Source organism: Pseudomonas sp. C6002 (assembly GCF_013385805.1).
Lineage (GTDB): Bacteria > Pseudomonadota > Gammaproteobacteria > Pseudomonadales > Pseudomonadaceae > Aquipseudomonas.
Map to the genome: position 1 here is coordinate 128,149 of NZ_JACAPH010000021.1, position 19,776 is coordinate 147,924.

Annotated in this window: 26 protein-coding genes; 12 read left to right on the forward strand and 14 right to left on the reverse strand. The window is 60.6% G+C overall.

Annotation, left to right across the window (positions count from 1 at the left end; genetic code table 11):
* Positions 1-27: 27 nt before the first annotated feature.
* The gene (locus HX817_RS14475) at positions 28-333 is read right to left on the reverse strand and encodes a hypothetical protein (RefSeq protein ID WP_177040466.1); all 306 of its coding nucleotides are present in this window, start codon (positions 331-333) and stop codon (positions 28-30) included.
* Between the two features lie 142 nt (positions 334-475).
* Between HX817_RS14475 and HX817_RS14480 the strand changes: the two genes are divergently transcribed.
* Positions 476-688 (forward strand): hypothetical protein, encoded by a 213-nt coding sequence (locus HX817_RS14480; protein ID WP_076014608.1) that lies wholly within the window; start codon positions 476-478, stop codon positions 686-688.
* A gap of 33 nt (positions 689-721) precedes the next feature.
* Here the strand turns inward: HX817_RS14480 and HX817_RS14485 are convergent, their stop codons facing one another.
* From HX817_RS14485 to HX817_RS14515, 7 genes are read right to left on the reverse strand one after another with little or no spacing between them, the layout of a single operon-like run.
* Entirely contained in the window at positions 722-1,750 is a 1,029-nt protein-coding gene (locus HX817_RS14485; RefSeq protein ID WP_177040467.1) for a nucleoside hydrolase, read from the reverse strand.
* Between the two features lie 26 nt (positions 1,751-1,776).
* On the reverse strand, positions 1,777-2,181 hold the full coding sequence (gene rbsD / locus HX817_RS14490; RefSeq protein ID WP_008438690.1) for a D-ribose pyranase: 405 nt from the start codon (positions 2,179-2,181) through the stop codon (positions 1,777-1,779).
* The gene (gene rbsK, locus HX817_RS14495; protein WP_177040468.1) at positions 2,178-3,095 is read right to left on the reverse strand and encodes a ribokinase; all 918 of its coding nucleotides are present in this window, start codon (positions 3,093-3,095) and stop codon (positions 2,178-2,180) included. The genes rbsD and rbsK overlap by 4 nt, the downstream gene beginning before the upstream one ends.
* A 23-nt stretch (positions 3,096-3,118) precedes the next feature.
* Positions 3,119-4,141 carry a LacI family DNA-binding transcriptional regulator gene (locus tag HX817_RS14500; protein ID WP_003219958.1) on the reverse strand — a complete coding sequence of 341 codons (1,023 nt, stop codon included), beginning with the start codon at positions 4,139-4,141 and terminating at the stop codon, positions 3,119-3,121.
* A 3-nt stretch (positions 4,142-4,144) separates the two neighbouring features.
* Positions 4,145-5,122, reverse strand: a complete 978-nt coding sequence (locus tag HX817_RS14505; RefSeq protein WP_003219960.1) for an ABC transporter permease — start codon at positions 5,120-5,122, stop codon at positions 4,145-4,147.
* Entirely contained in the window at positions 5,119-6,672 is a 1,554-nt protein-coding gene (locus HX817_RS14510; RefSeq protein WP_008438693.1) for a sugar ABC transporter ATP-binding protein, read from the reverse strand. The genes HX817_RS14505 and HX817_RS14510 overlap by 4 nt, the downstream gene beginning before the upstream one ends.
* Before the next feature lie 58 nt (positions 6,673-6,730).
* Positions 6,731-7,690: a sugar ABC transporter substrate-binding protein gene (locus tag HX817_RS14515; RefSeq protein WP_003219963.1), complete on the reverse strand. Its 960-nt coding sequence runs from the start codon at positions 7,688-7,690 to the stop codon at positions 6,731-6,733.
* 566 nt (positions 7,691-8,256) lie between these two features.
* Here HX817_RS14515 and HX817_RS14520 point away from each other — a divergent pair.
* From HX817_RS14520 to HX817_RS14530, 3 genes are all read left to right on the forward strand, one after another.
* Positions 8,257-9,345, forward strand: a complete 1,089-nt coding sequence (locus HX817_RS14520; RefSeq protein ID WP_003219965.1) for an asparaginase — start codon at positions 8,257-8,259, stop codon at positions 9,343-9,345.
* Between the two features lie 230 nt (positions 9,346-9,575).
* Positions 9,576-9,827 carry a DUF1654 domain-containing protein gene (locus HX817_RS14525; protein WP_008438695.1) on the forward strand — a complete coding sequence of 84 codons (252 nt, stop codon included), beginning with the start codon at positions 9,576-9,578 and terminating at the stop codon, positions 9,825-9,827.
* Between the two features lie 4 nt (positions 9,828-9,831).
* The gene (locus tag HX817_RS14530) at positions 9,832-10,521 is read left to right on the forward strand and encodes an endonuclease (RefSeq protein ID WP_003219970.1); all 690 of its coding nucleotides are present in this window, start codon (positions 9,832-9,834) and stop codon (positions 10,519-10,521) included.
* Between the two features lie 43 nt (positions 10,522-10,564).
* Here the strand turns inward: HX817_RS14530 and HX817_RS14535 are convergent, their stop codons facing one another.
* Entirely contained in the window at positions 10,565-10,942 is a 378-nt protein-coding gene (locus HX817_RS14535; protein ID WP_032899812.1) for a hypothetical protein, read from the reverse strand.
* 263 nt (positions 10,943-11,205) lie between these two features.
* Here HX817_RS14535 and csrA point away from each other — a divergent pair, with 263 nt between their 5' ends.
* Positions 11,206-11,400 carry a carbon storage regulator CsrA gene (gene csrA, locus HX817_RS14540; RefSeq protein WP_003192511.1) on the forward strand — a complete coding sequence of 65 codons (195 nt, stop codon included), beginning with the start codon at positions 11,206-11,208 and terminating at the stop codon, positions 11,398-11,400.
* A 120-nt stretch (positions 11,401-11,520) separates the two neighbouring features.
* Here csrA and HX817_RS14545 read toward each other — a convergent pair whose 3' ends face one another.
* Positions 11,521-11,979 (reverse strand): DUF2214 family protein, encoded by a 459-nt coding sequence (locus HX817_RS14545; RefSeq protein ID WP_003219974.1) that lies wholly within the window; start codon positions 11,977-11,979, stop codon positions 11,521-11,523.
* 170 nt (positions 11,980-12,149) lie between these two features.
* On the opposite strand from HX817_RS14545, the gene HX817_RS14550 reads away from it, so the two are divergent.
* Both HX817_RS14550 and HX817_RS14555 read left to right on the forward strand, forming a co-directional pair.
* A complete protein-coding gene (locus tag HX817_RS14550; RefSeq protein WP_003219977.1) occupies positions 12,150-12,410 on the forward strand; it encodes a hypothetical protein in 261 nt (86 codons plus the stop codon).
* A 159-nt stretch (positions 12,411-12,569) separates the two neighbouring features.
* Positions 12,570-12,884, forward strand: coding sequence for a hypothetical protein (locus HX817_RS14555; RefSeq protein ID WP_003219980.1), 315 nt, complete (start codon positions 12,570-12,572; stop codon positions 12,882-12,884).
* Between the two features lie 17 nt (positions 12,885-12,901).
* Here the strand turns inward: HX817_RS14555 and HX817_RS14560 are convergent, their stop codons facing one another.
* Positions 12,902-13,576, reverse strand: a complete 675-nt coding sequence (locus HX817_RS14560) for an HAD-IA family hydrolase (protein WP_003219982.1) — start codon at positions 13,574-13,576, stop codon at positions 12,902-12,904.
* 243 nt (positions 13,577-13,819) lie between these two features.
* Between HX817_RS14560 and HX817_RS14565 the strand changes: the two genes are divergently transcribed.
* The 5 genes from HX817_RS14565 to HX817_RS14585 all read left to right on the forward strand — a co-directional run bounded on the left by HX817_RS14565 (position 13,820) and on the right by HX817_RS14585 (position 17,465).
* Complete coding sequence (locus HX817_RS14565; protein ID WP_177040469.1) at positions 13,820-14,032, forward strand: phage infection protein; 213 nt, start codon at positions 13,820-13,822, stop codon at positions 14,030-14,032.
* Positions 14,033-14,193: 161 nt separating this feature from the next.
* On the forward strand, positions 14,194-14,964 hold the full coding sequence (locus tag HX817_RS14570; protein ID WP_008438701.1) for an alpha/beta fold hydrolase: 771 nt from the start codon (positions 14,194-14,196) through the stop codon (positions 14,962-14,964).
* A gap of 111 nt (positions 14,965-15,075) precedes the next feature.
* The gene (locus HX817_RS14575; protein WP_003219985.1) at positions 15,076-15,333 is read left to right on the forward strand and encodes a DUF2790 domain-containing protein; all 258 of its coding nucleotides are present in this window, start codon (positions 15,076-15,078) and stop codon (positions 15,331-15,333) included.
* Between the two features lie 51 nt (positions 15,334-15,384).
* A complete protein-coding gene (locus HX817_RS14580) occupies positions 15,385-16,056 on the forward strand; it encodes a heavy metal response regulator transcription factor (protein ID WP_003219986.1) in 672 nt (223 codons plus the stop codon).
* On the forward strand, positions 16,053-17,465 hold the full coding sequence (locus tag HX817_RS14585) for a heavy metal sensor histidine kinase (protein ID WP_003219987.1): 1,413 nt from the start codon (positions 16,053-16,055) through the stop codon (positions 17,463-17,465). The genes HX817_RS14580 and HX817_RS14585 overlap by 4 nt, the downstream gene beginning before the upstream one ends.
* On the opposite strand, the gene pcp is transcribed toward HX817_RS14585, so the two are convergent.
* Genes pcp through HX817_RS14600 form a run of 3 tightly spaced genes read right to left on the reverse strand, consistent with a single transcriptional unit; the run spans position 17,458 to position 19,773 of the window.
* A complete protein-coding gene (gene pcp / locus HX817_RS14590; RefSeq protein ID WP_177040470.1) occupies positions 17,458-18,105 on the reverse strand; it encodes a pyroglutamyl-peptidase I in 648 nt (215 codons plus the stop codon). The two genes, HX817_RS14585 and pcp, sit on opposite strands and share 8 nt — an antisense overlap.
* Before the next feature lie 7 nt (positions 18,106-18,112).
* Positions 18,113-19,063 (reverse strand): DUF979 domain-containing protein, encoded by a 951-nt coding sequence (locus HX817_RS14595; protein WP_003219989.1) that lies wholly within the window; start codon positions 19,061-19,063, stop codon positions 18,113-18,115.
* Positions 19,060-19,773 (reverse strand): DUF969 domain-containing protein, encoded by a 714-nt coding sequence (locus HX817_RS14600; protein WP_003219990.1) that lies wholly within the window; start codon positions 19,771-19,773, stop codon positions 19,060-19,062. The genes HX817_RS14595 and HX817_RS14600 overlap by 4 nt, the downstream gene beginning before the upstream one ends.
* Positions 19,774-19,776: the final 3 nt, after the last annotated feature.

Here is a 19,776-nt window from a genome sequence, read left to right on the forward strand (position 1 = left end):
ATCAATCGTCACCAGATATGAACGCACTCAGTAGATGTCGATGTAATCAAACGGCGGGGTTGGCCAATTCTGCTTGAGCGCGTTGAAAATCTGCATCACCCACACCTCGTCGCTGGCTGCGACGTTGCCGACATAACCCGAACCCGCCGCCCAGGTCTCCAGGCGAAACAGAAGGCCGTCGATATCGACGCCACCCACCACGCCCGAAGAAATGTAGGCAATGCCGGCCTTGGTAACGCGCAATTGGGTGTGAACGTTGTCACTGGCGGACGCAAGCAGCTGCCGCACAGCGTCCAGCGTCAGGTTGACGGGGTTGTTCAAGTCGATCTGCACGCGGTTTGCCCTGGCAATTAAACAAGCGGACAGTGTCGCACAGCCCTCCCCTCATGCCTAAGTAGCAGTGCCAAACACGGCGCAAAATGGTTAACTCCACACGCAGAACGCACTAACCGCCTTTCAGCCTCGCGAGACACCCATGACCATCGTCACGATCCACGCCGACATCAAAGCCAAGTGGCCCCAAGGGCAAAGCTCCTATAGCCCGGGCAGCCCGGAGGAGTTGGCAATCATCGGTATCGACCTGCTGGTCAAGGAACTGGGCACACAGGCCGCGCAGGCATTCATCGGCCAGGTATTCGAGAAATACCCGGCCGATCACATGGGGGCGCCAGACCCCGAGCGCGAATAAGACCCGGCCGACGAACGTCGACCGGCAGGCTGTTTACTTCAGGCGACCAAGGCGTTCGGTCAGCAGATCGAAGAAGCCCTGGGCATCGCCATTTTCAACCCAGAACGCGTTCTTCGGTTGTTTCAGGCCATCGTACCAGTCGACGATGGTCTGGCCGAAGGTCGGGCCTTCACGGCTGTCCACCACCACGTTGACCTCACGGCCGCTGAACAGCGCAGGCTTGAGCAGGTAGGCAATGACGGTAGCGTCATGCACCGGGCCGCCCGGGATGCCGTAGTGCTCCATGTCGCCCTTGACGTATTCATTGAGAATATCGCCCACCACCTTGCTCGCGTTGTTGTTCAGCGCAGCGATTTGCTTCAGGCGTGCGTCGCTGGTCAGGACCTTGTGGGTCACGTCCAACGGCAGGTAGGTCAGCTTGACGCCGCTCTTGAGCACGATCTCGGCCGCGATCGGGTCGGCGAACAGGTTGAACTCGGCCACCGGCGTGATATTGCCGCCGTTGAAGTGCGCGCCGCCCATCACCACCACTTCCTTGATGCCTTGAGTGATCTCCGGCGCCTGGGTCAATGCCAGCGCCAGGTTGGTCTGCGGACCGAGCATGGCGATGGTGATGCTGTGGGGCTTGGCGGTGCTGAGGGTCTTGATCAGGTAATCAACGGCATTGCCTTCGGCCAGGCCTTTTTTCGGCTCATGCACGGTGACGCCGGAGATACCTTCCTTGCCATGGATGTTTTCAGCGTAGATCGGCGTGCGCAGCATCGGTTTCGGTGCACCGGCATATACCGGGATGTCCTCGCGCCCTGCCCATTCGCGGGCCAGGCGTGCGTTGCGGGAGGTCTTGTCGAGGCGCACGTTACCGGCAACGGTGGTCAGCGCGCGGATCTGCAGTTCATCGGGCGAAGCCATGGCGAACAGCAAGGCAACCACGTCGTCGGCACCGGGGTCGGTGTCGATGATCAGGTCGATTTTTTCCGCCGCGTGGGCGCTTGCAGCAGTTAGCACGGACAAAAGCAGCACACTCCGGAACAGGTGTCGCAGGGCTTGGGTACCACGTTGCATGACGCACTCCTTGTCGTTGGGGAATTCTAGAACGTTACGCCGGAAACCAGCGCGATATTGCAGTAGGGCTGGCACTCGCCGGTGCGCACCACCGCCCTCGCCTTGCGGCTGAGCTGCTTGAACTCTTCATGGCTGACCAGGCGGCGCTCGCCGAGGGCGGCCTGTTCGGTCAGGGTATTGAGATCCGCCAGGGCCGGCGGTTGCTTGAGCAGGATTTCTTCCGCGAGCACGTGGCTTTCCACCTGCATCTCGCTGAGAACGATGCGCAAGGTACTGACGAAATCCGGAATGCCTTTGGTCAGCGCCAGGTCGATCAGCTCGACACCCGGCGGCACCGGCAAGCCGGCATCACCGATCACCAGAATGTCGCCATGGCCAAGGGATGCGATCACCCGCGACAGCGCGATATTGAGCAAGGGAGTCTTTTTCATGAGGGCACAAAACCTTGGACGTCATGCAATGTGGGAATAGAGGGTTGCGCACCCGCGCGGGTCACGGACAGCGCGGCGGCTACCTGGCCGAAACGAATGGCCTCGGCCTCGCTCCTGCCGTTGGCCAGCGCGGCTGCGAAACCGCCGACGAAGGTGTCACCGGCAGCCGTGGTATCGACCGCCTTGACCTTGGGCGCGACCAGGTGCTCGAAGCCTTGGCCATCGGCAAACAACGCGCCTTCGGAGCCGAGGGTAATGATCACTTTGCCAGCACCGGCCTTGATCAGGCGTGTGGCGGCGGCCTTGGCGCTGTCCAGCGAGTCGACCACCACGCCGCTCAAGGCCGAGGCTTCGCTTTCATTGGGAATCAGGTAGTCGATGGCGGCGTACCAATCCTCGGGCAGCGGACCACTGGCCGGCGCCGGGTTCAGGATCACCGTCTTGCCCAGCTCGCGACCGCGCTTGAGGGCATGGCCGACAGTCTCCATCGGCGTCTCAAGCTGGCAGACGATCACGTCGGCAGCCTGCAGCACGCTGTCAACTGTCTGCAGTCTGGCCGGGGTCAGCTCGCCGTTGCTGCCGGCAACGATGACGATCGCATTCTGGCTGCTGTCATCCACCACGATCAGCGCCACGCCGCTGGAACCGTCGACGGTGCTGACGGCCTGGCAATCAATGCCCTCCACCAGCAACGCGTCGCGCAATTGCGCGCCATAGGCATCGGTGCCCACGCAGCCGACCATGGCGACCTCAGCCCCGAGGCGCGCCGAAGCGACCGCCTGGTTCGCGCCCTTGCCGCCGGGAACGGTGGAGAACGATTGGCCGATCAGGGTTTCACCGGCGCGGGGCAGCCGACTGGCCCGGGTGACCAGGTCCATGTTCAGGCTGCCTATTACCACTACTTTTGCTGGCATACATCAATACTCATCAATTCGGTTCAGCGGTATTGGGCAAACACACCGGCCAACGGCGCCGTCGACTCGCGCAGGACAATACTCGGCGTCACGATGCGTTGATCGATCGGCAATTGGGGTGTCGCAATTCGTCGCAGTAAAAGCTCGGCCGCCATCTCTCCCAGCTGCAGGATCGACTGGCCCACGGTGGTCAGCGCCGGGTACACGTACTGGCTCATCTGGATATCATCAAACCCGATCACCGACAGCTCACCGGGCACCCGGATATTACGTTCGGCAGCGGCGCGCAAGACGCCGAAGCCAATCATGTCGTTGCCGGCAAAAATCGCGCTGGGGGGATTATCCGCCAGCAATTGCGCCGCGGCCGCGTAACCACCGGTACTGGTGAAATCACTTTCCAGCACACGGCCGGCCGGCACTTCGAGCCCCGCCTCGGCCAGGGCGCGGTAGTAACCCGCCATCCGCATTTGCGCCACGCGGGTATGACTCGGGCCACCAATGCAGGCAATGTCGCGATGACCCAGATCGAGCAAGTGCCGGGTCGCCAGGTAAGCGCCCTGTTCATGGTCGATGCGCACCAGGTCGACATCAATCCCGTCCAGTGCACGGTCGACGATGACCATCGGCGTGCGTACCGCCTTGAGGCCTGTCGCCAGGCCGCTGTCGTCGCCGCCCACCGAGGTCACGATCAAGCCGTCGATGCGTTTTTCCAGCAGCACCCTCAGGTAGCTGCGCTGCTTTTCGGCATTATCGTCGGAGTTGCAGAGGATCACGCAATAGCCGTTACGCTCGCAGTAATCCTCGATGCCCCGGGCCAGTTCCGCAAAATACGGGTTGAGGCTGTTGGGCACCAACAGGCCGATGGTGGCTGTGGTCTTGGCCTTCAGCGAGCGCGCGACCGCACTGGGCACATAGTCGAGCTGCTTGATGGCCGCCTCGACCTTGATCCGTACCGGCTCGCTGACCGGGCGCGTCTTGTTCACCACATGAGACACCGTGGTGTAGGAAATCCCCGCCAGCGCGGCCACATCCTTGATCGTTGCCATGGCTCAGGCTCGCCGACTGGCGCGCTGGCTGCGGTAAGTATCGAGCACCACCGCGATCACGATCACGGCACCGGTGATGATACGTTTGGTCGGCTCGGTGGCGCCAATCTGCGCCAGCCCTGCCGCCAGTACCGAGATGATCAGCACGCCGAAGAAGGTACTGATGACCGAGCCACGCCCGCCCATCAGGCTGGTGCCACCGATCACTACCGCAGCGATCACTTGCAGCTCCAGGCCGGAACCGGCGTTGGGATCGGCCGCTTCCAGGCGCGAAATCTGGAACAGCGCCGCCACACCCGCCAGCAGGCCCATCAGGCTGAACACCAGGATCTTGTAGGGCTTGGGATTGATACCCGCCAGGCGCACGGCCTCTTCGTTGGTGCCGATGCCGATCAGGTAGCGACCGAACACGGTACGGGTCAGCACCAGCTGCGCGGCGATGATCACCAGCAACGCGATGATGAACGAAGGTGAAATGCCGAAGGCCACCGGGTTGGACAGCCAGGCAAACGAATCACCGATGTATGCGGTACGCGAGCCGGTCATCTGGTACGCCACGCCGCGCGCCATTTCCAGCACGCCGAGGGACACGATGAACGACGGGATCCGCCAGGCCACTGTGATCGAACCGGTAATGGTCCCGGCCAACGCGGCGCAGCCCATGCCCAGCACGGCTGCCGGCAACACACTCCAGCCCCAGCCGAGAATCGCCACGCTGACGGCCGATGCGGCCAGGGCCAGCACGGAGCCTACCGACAGGTCGATGCCGCCGATGATCAGCACGAAGGTCATGCCGACCGCCAACACCATCAGGTCGGGAATCTGGTTGGCCAGGGTGCTGAAGGTGTCGTACGAGAGGAAGTGGTCGCTCAGGAACGAGAACAGCGCAATCATCGCCAGCAAGGCGCCGGCCAGGCCCAGGTAGGTGCCCAGGCCATAGAAGTTGCCGCCACGTTTTGCGGGGGAGGAAGTGGTTTTCATGGGGTATTCCTAGGCGCTGCGTCGTTGAGCAGCGCATCACGTTTCTGATAGCCGGCAAAAGCAGCGGCAAGCAATTCGTCCTGGGTCCAGCTGTCGCGCTCGAAGGTCTCGATCAGGCGCCCGGCGGAAAGTACGCCGATGCGGTCGCAGATCAGCATCAACTCACGCAGGTCGCTGGACACCACCACCAGCGCCTTGCCCTGGCGGGTCAGGTCGCCGAGCAACGCATAGATATCGAATTTGGCGCCGACGTCGATGCCTCGGGTCGGTTCATCGAACAGCATCACCGCGCAATCGCGCTCCAGCCAGCGGCCAATCACCACCTTCTGCTGGTTGCCACCCGACAGCTCGGACACCAGTTGCGCCGGACTGGAACTGCGGATACGCATGGCGTCGACCTGGCGCTTGGCCAAGGCCGTTTCGTCACGACTGTTCACCAGGCCACCGCTGGACACCTTCGGCATGTTGCCCAAGGCAATGTTGGCGCCGATGGATTGGGTCAGCAGCAGGCCTTCGCCCTTGCGGTCTTCGGTGATCAGGGCGATGCCATGGCCAACCGCGTCGACGGGCGAGCGAATGCTGACGACTTGCGCAGGTGTGCCCAGGGCCACGGTGCCGCTGTCGGCCAGGTCGGCGCCGAAGATCAGGCGCAGCAATTCCGTACGACCCGCACCGATCAGGCCGGAGATGCCGTAGATTTCGCCGGCACGCACTTCAAACGACACGTCGCGGACCTTGTCCGAGCGGGTCAGGCCTTTTACCGTCAACAGCGGCGCGCCGATGGTGCGCGGGCCCAGGTCGATTTTCTCGCCCAGTTCGCGGCCCACCATCAGCGTGACCAGTTGCTCACTGTTGTAGTTGGCCATCGGCTCGACACACACCAGCTTGCCGTCACGCAGCACCGCAATGCGCTGGGCAACCCGGGCCAGTTCTTCGAGCCGGTGGGAAATATAGATAATCGCCACGCCCCGGGCCTGCAGGCGGGTGATTTGTTCGAACAGCATCTCGACTTCACGGGCGGTCAGCATCGCCGTAGGTTCATCGAGGATCAGTACGTGGCAGTCGCCAATCAGGTTGCGGGCGATCTCGACCATCTGTTGGTGGCCGATGCCGAGGCTGCCGACCAGGGTGTCCGGGTCGATAGCGTCCAGGCCGACCTGGGCCATGGCTTCAATGGCGGCCTTGCGCAGTTGCTTGCGGCTGATCCAGCCACCGTGGCTGGGCAGGTTATCGAGGAACAGGTTTTCAGCGACCGTCAGGGTTGGCAGCAGGTTAAGCTCCTGCATGACCATGCGGATGCCCTGCTCTTCAGCCTGGGTCCGGCTGCCTGGCGTGTAGGCCTGGCCATTGAACTGCATCTGGCCGTCGGTCGGGGTGACCAGCCCGCCGATGATTTTCGACAGGGTGCTTTTCCCCGCGCCATTCTCACCGGTAAGCGCCAACACCTCCCCACGATTGAGCGTCAGGGTGATGTCGGACAGAACCGGTTGGGCATAGGTCTTGCCGATACCGCTGACCGAGAGGACAGCGTTCGGTGCGGAAGATGACATAGGAACGTCTCCAGGCGTCCGCTCGGGTGAGCGGACGCTGTTTTGTGCTGCCGGGGAATTACTTCTTGAGGATGAGTTCGACCGGGGTTTCGATCATGCCATCCACGGCATCGACTTTTTCACCCTTGACCAGCTTCAGTGCGTTCTGAATACCGAAAACGGCTTGCTGGGCAGCAGCCTGGTCGGCGGTGGCCAGGACACGGCCGTCCTGCAGCATCGGCTTGATGGCCTCGATGTTGTCGTAGCCTACGACCAGCACCTTGCCAGCCTTGCCGGCGCCACGTACGGCGGATACTGCGCCCAGTGCCATGTTGTCGTTACCGGCCAGCAGTGCCTTGATGTTCGGGTTTGCCTGGAGCATGGCAGCGGCAATCGCGTTGCCCTTGTCGATTTCCCACTCACCGGATTGGGTGGAGACGATCTTCATGCCGGCGGCATCCATCGCGTCCTTGAAGCCAGCGGTACGCTGCTGGGCGTTGGTGGTGGTGGACACACCTTCGATGATGCCAACCTGGTCACCCTTGGTGAGGTGCTTGGCCAGTTCTTCACCGACCAGGCGCGCGCCCTTGCGGTTGTCTGGACCTACGAACGGGATATCAAGGTTTTTGCTTTTCAGTACATCCACATCAAGACGGTTGTCGATATTGACGATCTTGATGCCTTTGTCGGAGGCCTTTTTCAGCACGGTGACCAAGGCTTTCGAATCGGCGGGAGCAATGACGATCGCGTCAACCTTGGACAGGATCATCTGATTGACGATATCGATCTGTGCACTGGTATCGGTTTCGTTCTTGATCCCGTTGGTGATCATGTCGAAGTCGGCGGCGTGGGCTTTCTGGTATTCCTTGGCACCGTCCTGCATGGTGACGAAGAATTCGTTGGCGAGGGATTTCATGACCAGGCCGACCTTGGGTTTGGCGGCGGTCTCGGCAGCAAATGCAGAGGAAAGAGGCAGGGCAGCGGATGCGGCAGCAAGCACAGCGACAGCAAGAAGACGTCCAGCAAATGGCAGCTTCATGGGTTCACTCCGATCTTATGATTATTGTGAGCAACGCTTGCACCGAAGAACGCTTCGGCAGCCAACCCACCCGGGCGGCTGATACGAGCTTTCACGACACTCGAGGAGCACCCCGTGAAACATCTCGCAAACGTTTGCGTTAGGTCAAACTATGAGAAGCTTGTCGAGATTTGTCAACGGGAGAAAACTGCCTTTTGTTGAATCCGCTTTACGCCCTGCCCTCGAAGCCATCCGGTACCCCCTTTAAACATCCGCGTTGCTGGATCGTTCTCTGAAACGACAGGTCGCGGCGTGCCTCCTGCGTTTAAAACCAAACTTTTCCGTCATCCTTTTCGGACAACCGAACACCCGCGCACCGCTTTGTTCGGAAAGCCGGACAGAAGACCAAGCCATTTACTTACAAATCAAACAAATATAGATATAAATCAATAGGTTAAATTCTATTGCCAAACAAAATCCCGCTGGTACAAATCCTGCTCTTACTCAGCACCTCGTGGCGTTCAGAACCGCCCGGGTGTTTCTAGATGAACCTGCATCAGCACTCATCAAAACTAGAGAGAAGAATAATGAAATCTGCGTTGAAAACTTTCGTACCGGGCGCGTTAGCCCTCCTGCTGTTGTTCCCCGTTGCCGCTCAGGCAAAAGAAGCTGAAACCCAGCAAAAACTGTCCAACGTGGTGATCCTTGCCACCGGCGGCACCATCGCCGGCGCCGGCGCCAGCGCGGCCAACAGTGCGACCTACCAGGCCGCCAAGGTCGGCATCGAACAATTGATCGCCGGTGTTCCTGAGCTTAGCCAGATCGCCAATGTCCGCGGCGAACAAGTATTGCAAATTGCCTCCGAAAGCATCACCAACGAAAACCTCCTGCAACTGGGTCGTCGTGTCGCCGAACTGGCCGACAGCAAGGACGTCGACGGCATCGTGATCACCCACGGTACCGACACCCTGGAAGAGACTGCCTACTTCCTCAACCTGGTGGAAAAGACCGACAAGCCAATCGTCGTGGTCGGCTCGATGCGCCCAGGCACTGCCATGTCGGCTGATGGCATGCTCAACCTGTACAACGCCGTTGCCGTCGCCGGCAGCAAGGACGCCCGCGGCAAAGGCGTACTGGTGACCATGAACGACGAGATCCAGTCGGGTCGCGACGTCAGCAAGATGATCAACATCAAGACTGAAGCGTTCAAGAGCCCATGGGGCCCGCTGGGCATGGTGGTAGAAGGCAAATCCTACTGGTTCCGCCTGCCAGCCAAGCGTCACACCATGAACTCGGAATTCGACATCAAGACCATCAAAAGCCTGCCGGACGTCGAAATCGCCTATTCCTATGGCAACGTAAGCGACACCGCCTACAAGGCTCTGGCCCAGGCCGGCGCGAAAGCCATCATCCACGCCGGTACCGGCAATGGTTCGGTGTCGTCCAAGGTGGTGCCTGCCCTGCAGGAACTGCGCAAGCAAGGCGTACAGATCATTCGCTCTTCCCACGTGAATGCCGGTGGTTTCGTTCTGCGTAACGCCGAACAACCAGACGACAAATACGACTGGGTAGTTGCCCATGACCTGAACCCGCAGAAAGCCCGCATCCTGGCCATGGTCGCCCTGACCAAGACCCAGGACAGCAAGGAACTGCAACGGATGTTCTGGGAATATTGATCGCTCCCGGGCCCGGCCGGCAACGGTTGGGCCATCCCGCTCGTGGCGTACCGCGAGCGGGTCTGATTTCCCCCGCTTTATCCCCCGCGCAAAAAAACCTTTGAAAAACAAAGCGTTCCTACACAAAATCGGCAAAACCACTGTCAGAAGAACTTCTTGAATTTTAAGCAGTTGCGAAATTGCCCACAGTTAAATACTGTATGCACGTACAGCCTAATAAGGAATACTCCGTGGCAAAGCCTTCTTCCGCAGCACCCGCAGCGCCTGACGCCTATCAACGCCTGGCCGTTCGCGTGCAAAAAATCATCAATTCCACCAACGCCCAGAAGAACAAGGCGGCGTTGATCTTCCGTTTGCCGGAGGAACCGGAAGACGAGTGGGCACGACTACTGGAGGAAATCGCAGAAAACGACAACGTCACCCTCGCCTATCGCGATGACGGTGGCGTGCAGATTTTCTGGGTTGTGCCGAAGGAAGATTGAGTCAATGAGTGTCCGTTTTATCAGTGTGTTGTTCGTGTTTTTTGCTGTCACCGCTCACGCCCAAGCCCCCAGGACGTTCAGCGAAGCCAAGAAAATCGCCTGGAAACTGTATGAACCGCAATCCACAGAGTTCTATTGCGGCTGCAAATACAACGGCAACCGGGTAGACCTGAAAGCCTGCGGCTATATCCCGCGCAAAAACGCCAACCGGGCGGCACGTATTGAATGGGAACACATTGTTCCGGCCTGGCAGATCGGCCATCAGCGCCAGTGCTGGCAGGATGGCGGGCGCAAGAACTGCACCCGCAAGGACGCGGTCTACAAGCGGGCCGAAGCCGACCTGCACAACCTGGTGCCGAGCATCGGCGAGGTGAATGGCGACCGAAACAATTTCAGTTTTGGCTGGCTGCCGGTACAAAGCGGCCAATATGGATCATGCCTGACCCAGGTGGACTTCAAGGCCAAGAAGGTCATGCCCCGCCCTTCCATTCGCGGCATGATCGCCCGAACGTATTTCTATATGAGTAAGCAGTATGGCCTGCGCCTGTCGAAACAGGATCGCCAGCTGTATGAAGCCTGGAACAAGACCTACCCGGTACAGCCCTGGGAACGCCAGCGCAATCAAACCGTGGCGTGCGTGATGGGGCGCGGCAATGAATTTGTCGGCCCGGTGAACTTGAAAGCCTGCGGCTGAACGAAAAAAGCGGGAGCGCCATGGCCTCCCGCTTGTCGACTCTTTACTGCGCAACCTTGTGTTCGATGACCTCGGACACCGTGTCATTCTTCTTCGCAGTGGCCAGTTTCTCGGTCAACTGCGCTTGTTTCGCCTCGGCCTCGGCCTTGGTGCTGAATGGGCCCAGCAGCACCTGGTCCTTACCGTCTTCCTTCGCCAGATAGAAACTGAAGCCGTGTTCCAGCAACCACGCGGTCAGGTCAGTCATCGCCTGCAGCTTGTGATCCGGCGGCCCCACCCATACATCCCATTCTTGAGAGGCGATCGCGCCGACCGCAGGTTGCGCCTGGGCGGGCGCCTCGGCAACGGCAGGCCTGGCCTTGGGGGCGTCGACACTTTTACCTTCACCGCAACCGGCCAATGCCAACACCGCAATTGCCATCGCTACTTTACGCACTACCCTGCTCCTTAGAGGATCAAAGAGGCGACTTTATCATTCACTGTCTATTCTGGCCGTCATAAACGTTGGCTTAAACAATGCGAATGATGTATCGCAGACCTGTATGATGGCGGCATGGGAATTAATGCCGCCTCTATGCGTCCTAAAAGAGGCAGCCACAGGGAAGCGCTTCGCAGTAAGCTACACACATCCGACATCTGCCCTGTCTGAAACATGTGTCCTTCAAAGCAATCAAGGAGAAGTCCATGCTGATACTCACCCGCAAAGTCGGTGAAAGCATAAACATCGGTGATGACATCACGATCACCATCCTGGGCGTTAGCGGCCAGCAAGTAAGAATCGGCATCAATGCTCCAAAGGACGTTGCCGTGCATCGCGAGGAGATCTACCAACGTATCCAGGCGGGCCTGACGGCTCCGGATAAAAACCAGACACCTTGAAGCGCCTCCAGTAGCCAGCCCTTTCGTTCACTGTAACGGCTGGCGAAAACCTCTTTCAGCCTGTTCGCGGCTTCCCGCGGCCAGCGCGCCCTATTCCCTTGTTCCAGCGTCAGGCCAGCGTCATCCCAGGCCGACACCGCGTGCCATGCCACTCGCTGCAATCATCATCAGCACCAGCAGTAACGCCTGCACATGGCTGATGCGCGCAAAAAGACCTGCCTTGTGCAAATCGAGGCGCGTGCCACGCGCCAACGCGATGCGCCATTTGATAAAGCGAATCATCGGCGCGAGCTCCAGTAACAAAATTAATACAAGCAGCGTCATCTTCACGTGAAACAACGGCTGGTGCAGGTAATAATCACTGCCCTTTTCGTAGCCGCCGAAGGCCCGCAGGCCACCGGTTACCAATAACACCAGGGCACTGATTCCCCAGATGTTGTCCGCGATCAATACGCGGCGCAGGGTGGATGGGTCACTATCAGATACACCGCGCAATGCCTTGCCACGCGCAAGCACGGCCGACAAAGCCATGGCGAATGCCAGTAAATGGACTGCTGCAAGAAACCACTGAACCAACATAAGGCGTACTCCCTTTTGTATGACACATGGCAGGAACACTTCTCAGTAATAGTCGCTGGCTGCGTTCAACGCATGAAACAGCCTGCAAACAAAGGGAACTTGTGGAGTTTTCCAGGGCCGAATCTCGTGACAAATCCCCTACAGTCTGCAGCGCGCCAAGGAGCACGTTGATGAGGCGTACCGTTAAACAGCCTTACTTATCCAAGTCTTGGTTGATTGTCACGCTGATCAGCGTGGCGTTTGTGGCGCTGGAGTATGGCCTCAAGTTCGAAATCGAAGGCTCCTCCGACAAAGCCTACTCATGGCTGGACCTGACGCTGTTCCTGAGCGCGTACTTGTTTTTCTTCTGCCTCAAGCCCATTCAGGTCGCCGTCCATCGCAGACTGTGCCGGCGCGCGCCTCACAGTGATCGCCGCAAAGCCTCATCCTGACGGCTTTGGGTTTCATCTTGAAGTTCGTTGCCCCAGCGCGGTGTATCCCGCAAGCGGGTTGAAACCGCCGCCGCAGTTGCTATCAGATCGCCGGTATTTACAGCTGCGCGACACAACCTATGCTTGGGCATGCACGGTCGGTGAAAGGTTGTAGCGCTGATGGACACACTGAGTAAAAGCGAAATCGAATCAGCACTGGCAGCGCGCCTGCCGAGCTACAAAATCGTCTGCACCCTGCATGCCGATGGCACGCTTTCCGCGATTCTCAGCGGCCCGGAAGCTGATCACTTTGCGGTGACCGGCATCGTCCGCGCACACCATCGAGGGCCGGAGGCGATTGCCAGGCTTGCCAGCGAAATCCTCAAGGAAATGGTCTTGTCCCGCCAGGGGCTCAAGGGCAACCGCCTGCAGACGCTGACTGGAAACAGCTCCAACGTTGAACCGCCCCTTTACGAAGAAGGCCGATCCGGGTAACCGGGTCGGCCTTTTTTTTACGCCAGGCGCTGTAGATGCAACAGCCCGGCTTCGTCCCGCTGAACCTGTAGACGCTCATACCCGTCAATCGACGGATGCGCGGTGACCATGGGCACAAGGTGGGTCGACGTCACCACCATCACATCGGCCCCCGCCGCCTCGCCGGCGCGAATCCCGACGCTGGCATCCTCAAACACCAGGCAGTCCTGTACCGGTACTCCCAGCCGTTGCGCACCGAGCACATAACAGGCCGGATCCGGCTTGCCGCTGGCGACATCCTCCGCGGTGACCAGCACCGCCGGCGGGTTGATCCCGGCCGCCTGCATACGGCGCAGAGCCAGTGCCTTGGGGGCAGACGTAACCAGCGCCCATTGATCGCCGGGCAATGCGTTGAGGAATTCCACCGCGCCCGCAATCGCCACCACCCCTTCCACATCCTCAAGTTCAGCCTCGGTAATCCACTGCGCCTCAGCCTGCGCGTCCACACCGGGCAACGCCTGGCGGGTGATGGTATCGATGGCCCGGGCACCATGGATGGTCTTCAGAAAAGCCTCGACATCCAGCCCATGGCGTTCAGCCCAGGTGGCCCATACGCGCTCGGCGGCGGCAATGGAGTTCAGGAGTGTGCCATCCATATCGAACAGAAAGGCGCGGTAACGGTGGGCGAATACAGCTGAATCGCGGGTGGACACTGCTCGGCTTCCTCTTGCTTTCGTCACCCGGTCTTGGGCGCTGACGAACCACTTGCCTGGTGCAATCTACGGATCGGCCCAAACGCTGTAAACCTTCCCGTGGTTTGTATCGGACTGTATGGGAACCCCGCCTGGATACGCGAACCCGCATTTCGCCATGCCTGGGCACACATGGCAGATACACCCCGGCGATTAACTACGACCACCAGCCAATCCGGCTGACTCACGCGTAGGAGCCTCATCATGTTCAATCTCTCGAAAGCTTCGTCCCTGGTACTCGGCCTGACTGTCATCGCGGGCCTCGGGCTGTCATCCATGGCGTCGGCCGACACCCACGCTGGCGCGGTCAAAGACCAGCCATCCCACCTGCTCGCCGAGGGCGGCGCAGATCGCCTGCACGAACGCGGCCTGGCGGAAGGCGGCGCTGAACGCCTGCAAGCAACCCGTACTGTCTGATGGGTCACCGTCCAACCAGGGCAGCCTTCCGGCTGCCCATTGCATTACAAACTTGTCATCAAGCTGTCAGTGTTGCCCTCACCCTCACTTCATACAGTGAAGTCGTCAGTCACCCACAGCGGGTGACCCAACTTCCCACTGAAAATGAAGCGAGCCCGCCCATGAAACCTGCAAGCAAACTCTGCCTGATCGCCGCCAGCCTGTTGATGCTGGGGACCGGCGCCGCCGTGGCCGGCCCGATTGCACCGGTGAAAGCCAATAACGTAGTGCTGGTACACGGCTCCTGGGCCGACGGTTCCAGCTGGTCCGAAGTGATTACCCGCCTGCAGGCCGCCGGCTTGCATGTAACCGCCGTGCAAAACCCGCTGACCTCGGTGGCGGATGACGTCGCTGCCACCAATCGCGTACTCGATCAACAGGACGGTCCTACCGTGCTGGTCGGCCATTCCTACGCCGGCACCGTGGTCAGCGACGCCGGGGCCAACCCCAAGGTCAGCTCCCTGGTATACGTCGCCGCCCGCGCTCCGGACGCCAACGAAGACTTCGTCGCCCTGTCCGCCAAGTACCCAAGCACACCCGTGCGGGCCGGTGTGGTGGAGCACGACGGTTACCTGACCCTGAACCAGGACGCCTTCCTCAAGTACTTTGCCGCCGACGTACCCCACGCCAAGGCCATGGAGCTGTACGCCGTGCAACAACCGATCGCCAAGACCCTGTTCAGCGGTCGCACCGTCAACGCCGCGTGGCACACCAAGCCGTCCTGGTATGCGGTGTCCAGCAACGACCAGACCATCAACCCGGACCTGGAACGCTTTCTCGCCAAGCGCATGAACGCCACCACCATCGAGGTGCCATCGAGCCACTTGTCCCTGGTTTCCCACGCCAAGGAAATCACCGACCTGATCCTCGAAGCGTCCGGCCGCCAGCCTTAAGCCCTTCATTACGATCTTGTCATCATCCTGTTGGCTGGCTGTTTGTGTCGCCTGGTTACTGTGAACTCACTGCCGGATACCGGCAGCCAACCCTTAAAGAGAGATACCGCCATGAAACTGTTTATCCTCGGCTTTGCTGCCCTCCTCGCCACCGGCTCGGCCTTTGCCGATACCACCGCCACCACCTCGGTGATCCATGACACCCCCGGCTTCTTCATGCACATGGACGTGGCCAAAGTACTGTCGAGCACCGATACCTACGGCCAGTGCGGCATTGTCCCTGCGCGCCTCGACTACCTCGACAGCCAGGGCCGCGAACACGTGCTGGACTATCAAGTACAGGGCATCGGCTGCCCCAATGACAATTGATCGGGCTACACTTGCGCCACGCAAGAACTGCACATCACCAGGGCGAATCCCATGAATATCCTCGTAGTCGAAGACGAGCCCAAGGCGGGCAACTACCTGCTTAACGGCCTGCAGGAACTGGGTTACTCCGTGAGCCTTGCCCGCGATGGCGTGGACGGTTTGCACCAGGCCCTGGAAACCCCGTTCGACGTGATCGTGCTGGATGTGATGATGCCGAAGATGGACGGCTGGGAAGTGCTGCGTCGCCTGCGCAAGGAAGCCGACACGCCGGTGCTGTTCCTGACCGCCCGGGACGATATTGCCGACCGCATCAAGGGCCTGGAACTGGGCGCCGACGATTACCTGATCAAGCCGTTTTCCTTCGCCGAACTGGTGGCGCGCCTGCGCACCCTGACCCGGCGCGGGCCAAGCCGTGAAGAAGAACACTTGCAGATCGCCGACCTGCAGATCGACGTGCTCAAGCGCCGCGTCAGCCGTGGCGGCGTGCGCATCACCCTGACCAACAAGGAGTTCGCCTTGTTGCACTTGTTCGCCACCCATCAGGACCAGGTACTCTCGCGCTCGCTGATTGCCTCAAGGGTGTGGGACATGAATTTCGACAGCGACACCAATGTGGTCGACGTGGCCGTGCGCCGCCTGCGCCTGAAAATCGACGACCCGTTCCAGCTCAAGCTGATCCATAGCGTGCGCGGCATCGGCTATCGCTTCGATACGCAACCATGAGCAAGCCCCGGCATTACTCCCTGACGCTGCGCCTGGCGCTGATCTTCGCCCTGCTGGCGTTCGCCCTGCTGGCAACCCTCGGCGTGGCGCTGTACCGCGACCTTGAGCGCGAACTGATCCACCGTGACGACGCTGCGCTGATCTACCGCGTCGACCAACTGCGCAACCTGCTGAACGACAGCAACACCCTGGACCTGATCAAGACCAAGCCCGAACTGTTCCAGAATATGCTCGGCAACCGCGAATCGGTACTGAGCATCGCCGCACCCGGGCAGAAACCGCTGCTGGAAGTGAACCCCGGCAACATCGACATGCCCGACGTTGCACCGGTGCCCCGGGACCACGCCCTGGAATTCGCCGACGTGCAGCATTTACCCGGCGTCAATGGCGTCCCCTTCTCCACCCTCGCCGCCACCATCGATTCAGGCGACCTGGGCAGCCTGCAAGTCACTACCGGGCGGTTGATGACCGAGCGCACCGCAGTGCTCGCCAGCTACCGGCTGAGTGTCTATATCCTCGCCAGCATCGCGGCATTGGTACTGGCGGTGGTCGGTTACCTGATGGTGCATCGCGGCCTGCTGCCATTGCGGCGCCTGGCCGTGCATGCCCAGGGCATCGGCGTCGGCAACCTCGCCGCGCGCCTCGACAGCCACGGCGCCCCCAAAGAACTGCTGCCGATGATTGATTCGTTCAACACCATGCTCGAACGCCTGGCCAAGGGTTTTGTGCAACTGGGCCAGGTCTCCACCGACATGGCCCACGAACTGCGCACGCCGATCAATAACTTGCTCGGGGAAACCCAGGTGGCGCTGCAGCAACACCGTAGCATCGAGGCCTACCAGCAACTGCTGGCCTCCAACGTCGAAGAACTCGAACGCCTGGCGCGCATGCTCGACAACATGCTGTTCCTGGCCCGCACCGACCCGGCCAGTGCGCTGCGCCAGCGCCAGGAACTGGACGCGGCCGATGAAGTGGAACGCATGGCCGACTACTTCGAAGGCCTGGCGGGCGATGTCGATATCAGCATCCTCGCCCAGGGCGCCGGTGTGATCTGGGCCGAACCGATGCTGCTGCGCCGTGCCCTGGCCAACCTGTGCGCCAACGCCATCAAATATGGTGCGCCCGCCTCTGAACTGCTGATCCAGGCCACACCCTGCGCCGAAGGCATCAACCTGACGGTGACCAACCACGGCGCGACCATCCCGGCGGAGCACTTGCCCAGGTTGTTCGAGCGGTTTTATCGCGTGGATGAATCACGGGAGCGTTCGGCGCATTCCAATGGATTGGGGCTGTCGATTGTCGCGACCATCATGCAGTTGCATAACGGCCGATACAGCGTGAGCAGCGAGAACGGTGTGACCTGCTTCGCGTTGTTTTTCCCGGGACGCGAAGCCGAAAACCTCAGCTGACTTGCCCACCCGTTTCACTGATATCCACCAAGGTATTCCAGGCCGTCAGCAACGCAATCCGCAAGCCCTCGACCTGCATCGGCAATGCCATCGAGGCCGGCTCGGGTATTCGGCCCGCCACCTGTTCGGGCAGCCACGGCACATGGATGAAACCGCTGCGCACCGCTGACCCGGCGAGCGCGTGCTGCAACAGATAGAACACCTGGTTGCACACGAAAGTGCCGGCGGTTTGCGACACGCTGGCCCCAATGCCGGCCTCGCGCACGGCCCTCACCATGGCCTTGCTCGGCAAGGTGCCGAAGTAGGCCGCAGGGCCGCCGGGCAGCACTTCCGTGTCGACAGGTTGCTCACCCAGGTTGTCCGGAATCCGCGCGTCGTTGAGGTTGATCGCGACCCGCTCGATGGAAATATCACTGCGCCCGGGGCCCAGCCCGACAGCAATGACCATCTGCGGGCGGTGTTCGGCCAACAGCTGAGCCAGGCGCTCGCCCGCCGTGGCAAAGGCACAGGGTAACTGCCGCGCGACAATCCGCACATCAGCGCCCAGCTGCACACCCTCCAACAGGCGTACCGCCTCCCAGGACGGGTTGACAAGGTCTTGGTCAAACGGTTCGAAACCCGTCAGCAATACAGTGCGCATTACAGCCTCACATCAGCAGGTAGAGCAGGACAATATTGACCACCAGCATCATCAACGCGGTCGGCATCTGTGCCTTGATGACCGCGTTTTTATCCGGCAGCTCCAGCAACGCTGCCGGGACAATATTGAAGTTGGCCGCCATGGGTGTCATCAGCGTACCGCAGTAACCGGAGAACATGCCGATGGCAGCCATCACCGCCGGGTTGCCGCCGTAGATGCCTACCAGCACCGGTACGCCAACGCCGCCGGTCATCACCGGGAAGGCGGCAAAGCCATTGCCCATGATCACGGTAAACAGTGCCATGCCCAACACATACACCATCACCGCTACCAGCTTGTAATCCAGGTTGATATAGGTGGTGGTGATGTGCGCCACCGCTGTGCCCACGCCCGCTTCGTTGAACAACAGCCCGAGCATCGCCAGCATCTGCGGCAGCACCATCGCCCAGCCCAGCGCTTCGGTGAGGCGCCGGGATTCGCGAAGGGCTTGCACCGGGGTGTCCCGCGTCAGCCAGCAGGCCAGCGCCAGTGCAATCAGGCAGCCGATACCCAGGGAAACAAAGGTGGTGTTCTTCGGGTCCAGCAGCGGCACGCCGCCGATCTCGGTGTGTTTGAGCAATACCGAGCCGATCACCGTGGTCAACGGAATGGCCAATGCCGGGATAAACAATTTATGCCCCAGGCGACCAGCGCTGGCCCGTGCGGCCTTGTCATGCAACTGGGCATGCGCGCCGCGGCCTACGCCGCCCAGGCCCGCGATGAGTGCCATCACCACCACGCCCACGCCGACCACCACCGAGGGCAGGCGCTCCCCCACCAGGAACGGAATGGCAAACAGCAGCCAGAACAACGAACTCGACCAGCGCTTGGGGTGGGTGCGATCCATCAGGATCATCCCGGCGGTGATCACCAGCAGAACGCCGGCCAGCCAGTACAGGTATTGAATGGAAATGATCATTGCGCCGCCTCCGCTGTGTTGGCCGGCAACAGCTCTCGGGTCAGCATTCGGTCAAAGCGGTGCAAGCGGATGGCGTGAATGATGAAGGCGCAGATCGCCGTCGGGATGCCCCAGACCGCAATGTGCAGAGGCTCGACATCAATCCCCGAACCCAGCAGGAAGGTGTGCATCAACGCAATCGCACCAAAGGCGACGAAGATATCCTCGCCAAAAAACAGCCCGACGTTGTCGGTCGCGGCACACATGGCCAGGACCTTGTGGCGAAGCTTGTCGGGGAGTTTGCCATAGCGTTTTTCCGCCGCACCTTCCGCCATCGGCGCCAGCAACGGGCGCACCATCTGCGGGTGCCCGCCCAGGCTCGTCAGGCCCATGGCCGCTGTGGATTCACGCACAAACAGATAGATGATCAGCAAGCGCCCAACCGTGGCCCGCTCAAAGCGCGCGATCCAGTTTTGCGCATGCAGGCGCAAGCCATGGCGCTCCAGCAAGCCGATGACAGCCAGGGGCAACAACAGGATCAATTGCAAGGCGCGAGTCTGGAGAAAGCCGTCGCCCATGGTGGCGAGGATCTTTTCCAGTGGAAAGTGGGCGGCAAACCCGGTGGCAATCGCTGCCGCCGTGACGACCAGCAGCGGATTGAAGCGCAACACAAAGCCGACCACGATGACGAGTACGCCAATCAGCGGCCATAGGTTCACAACAGTTTGCATGGT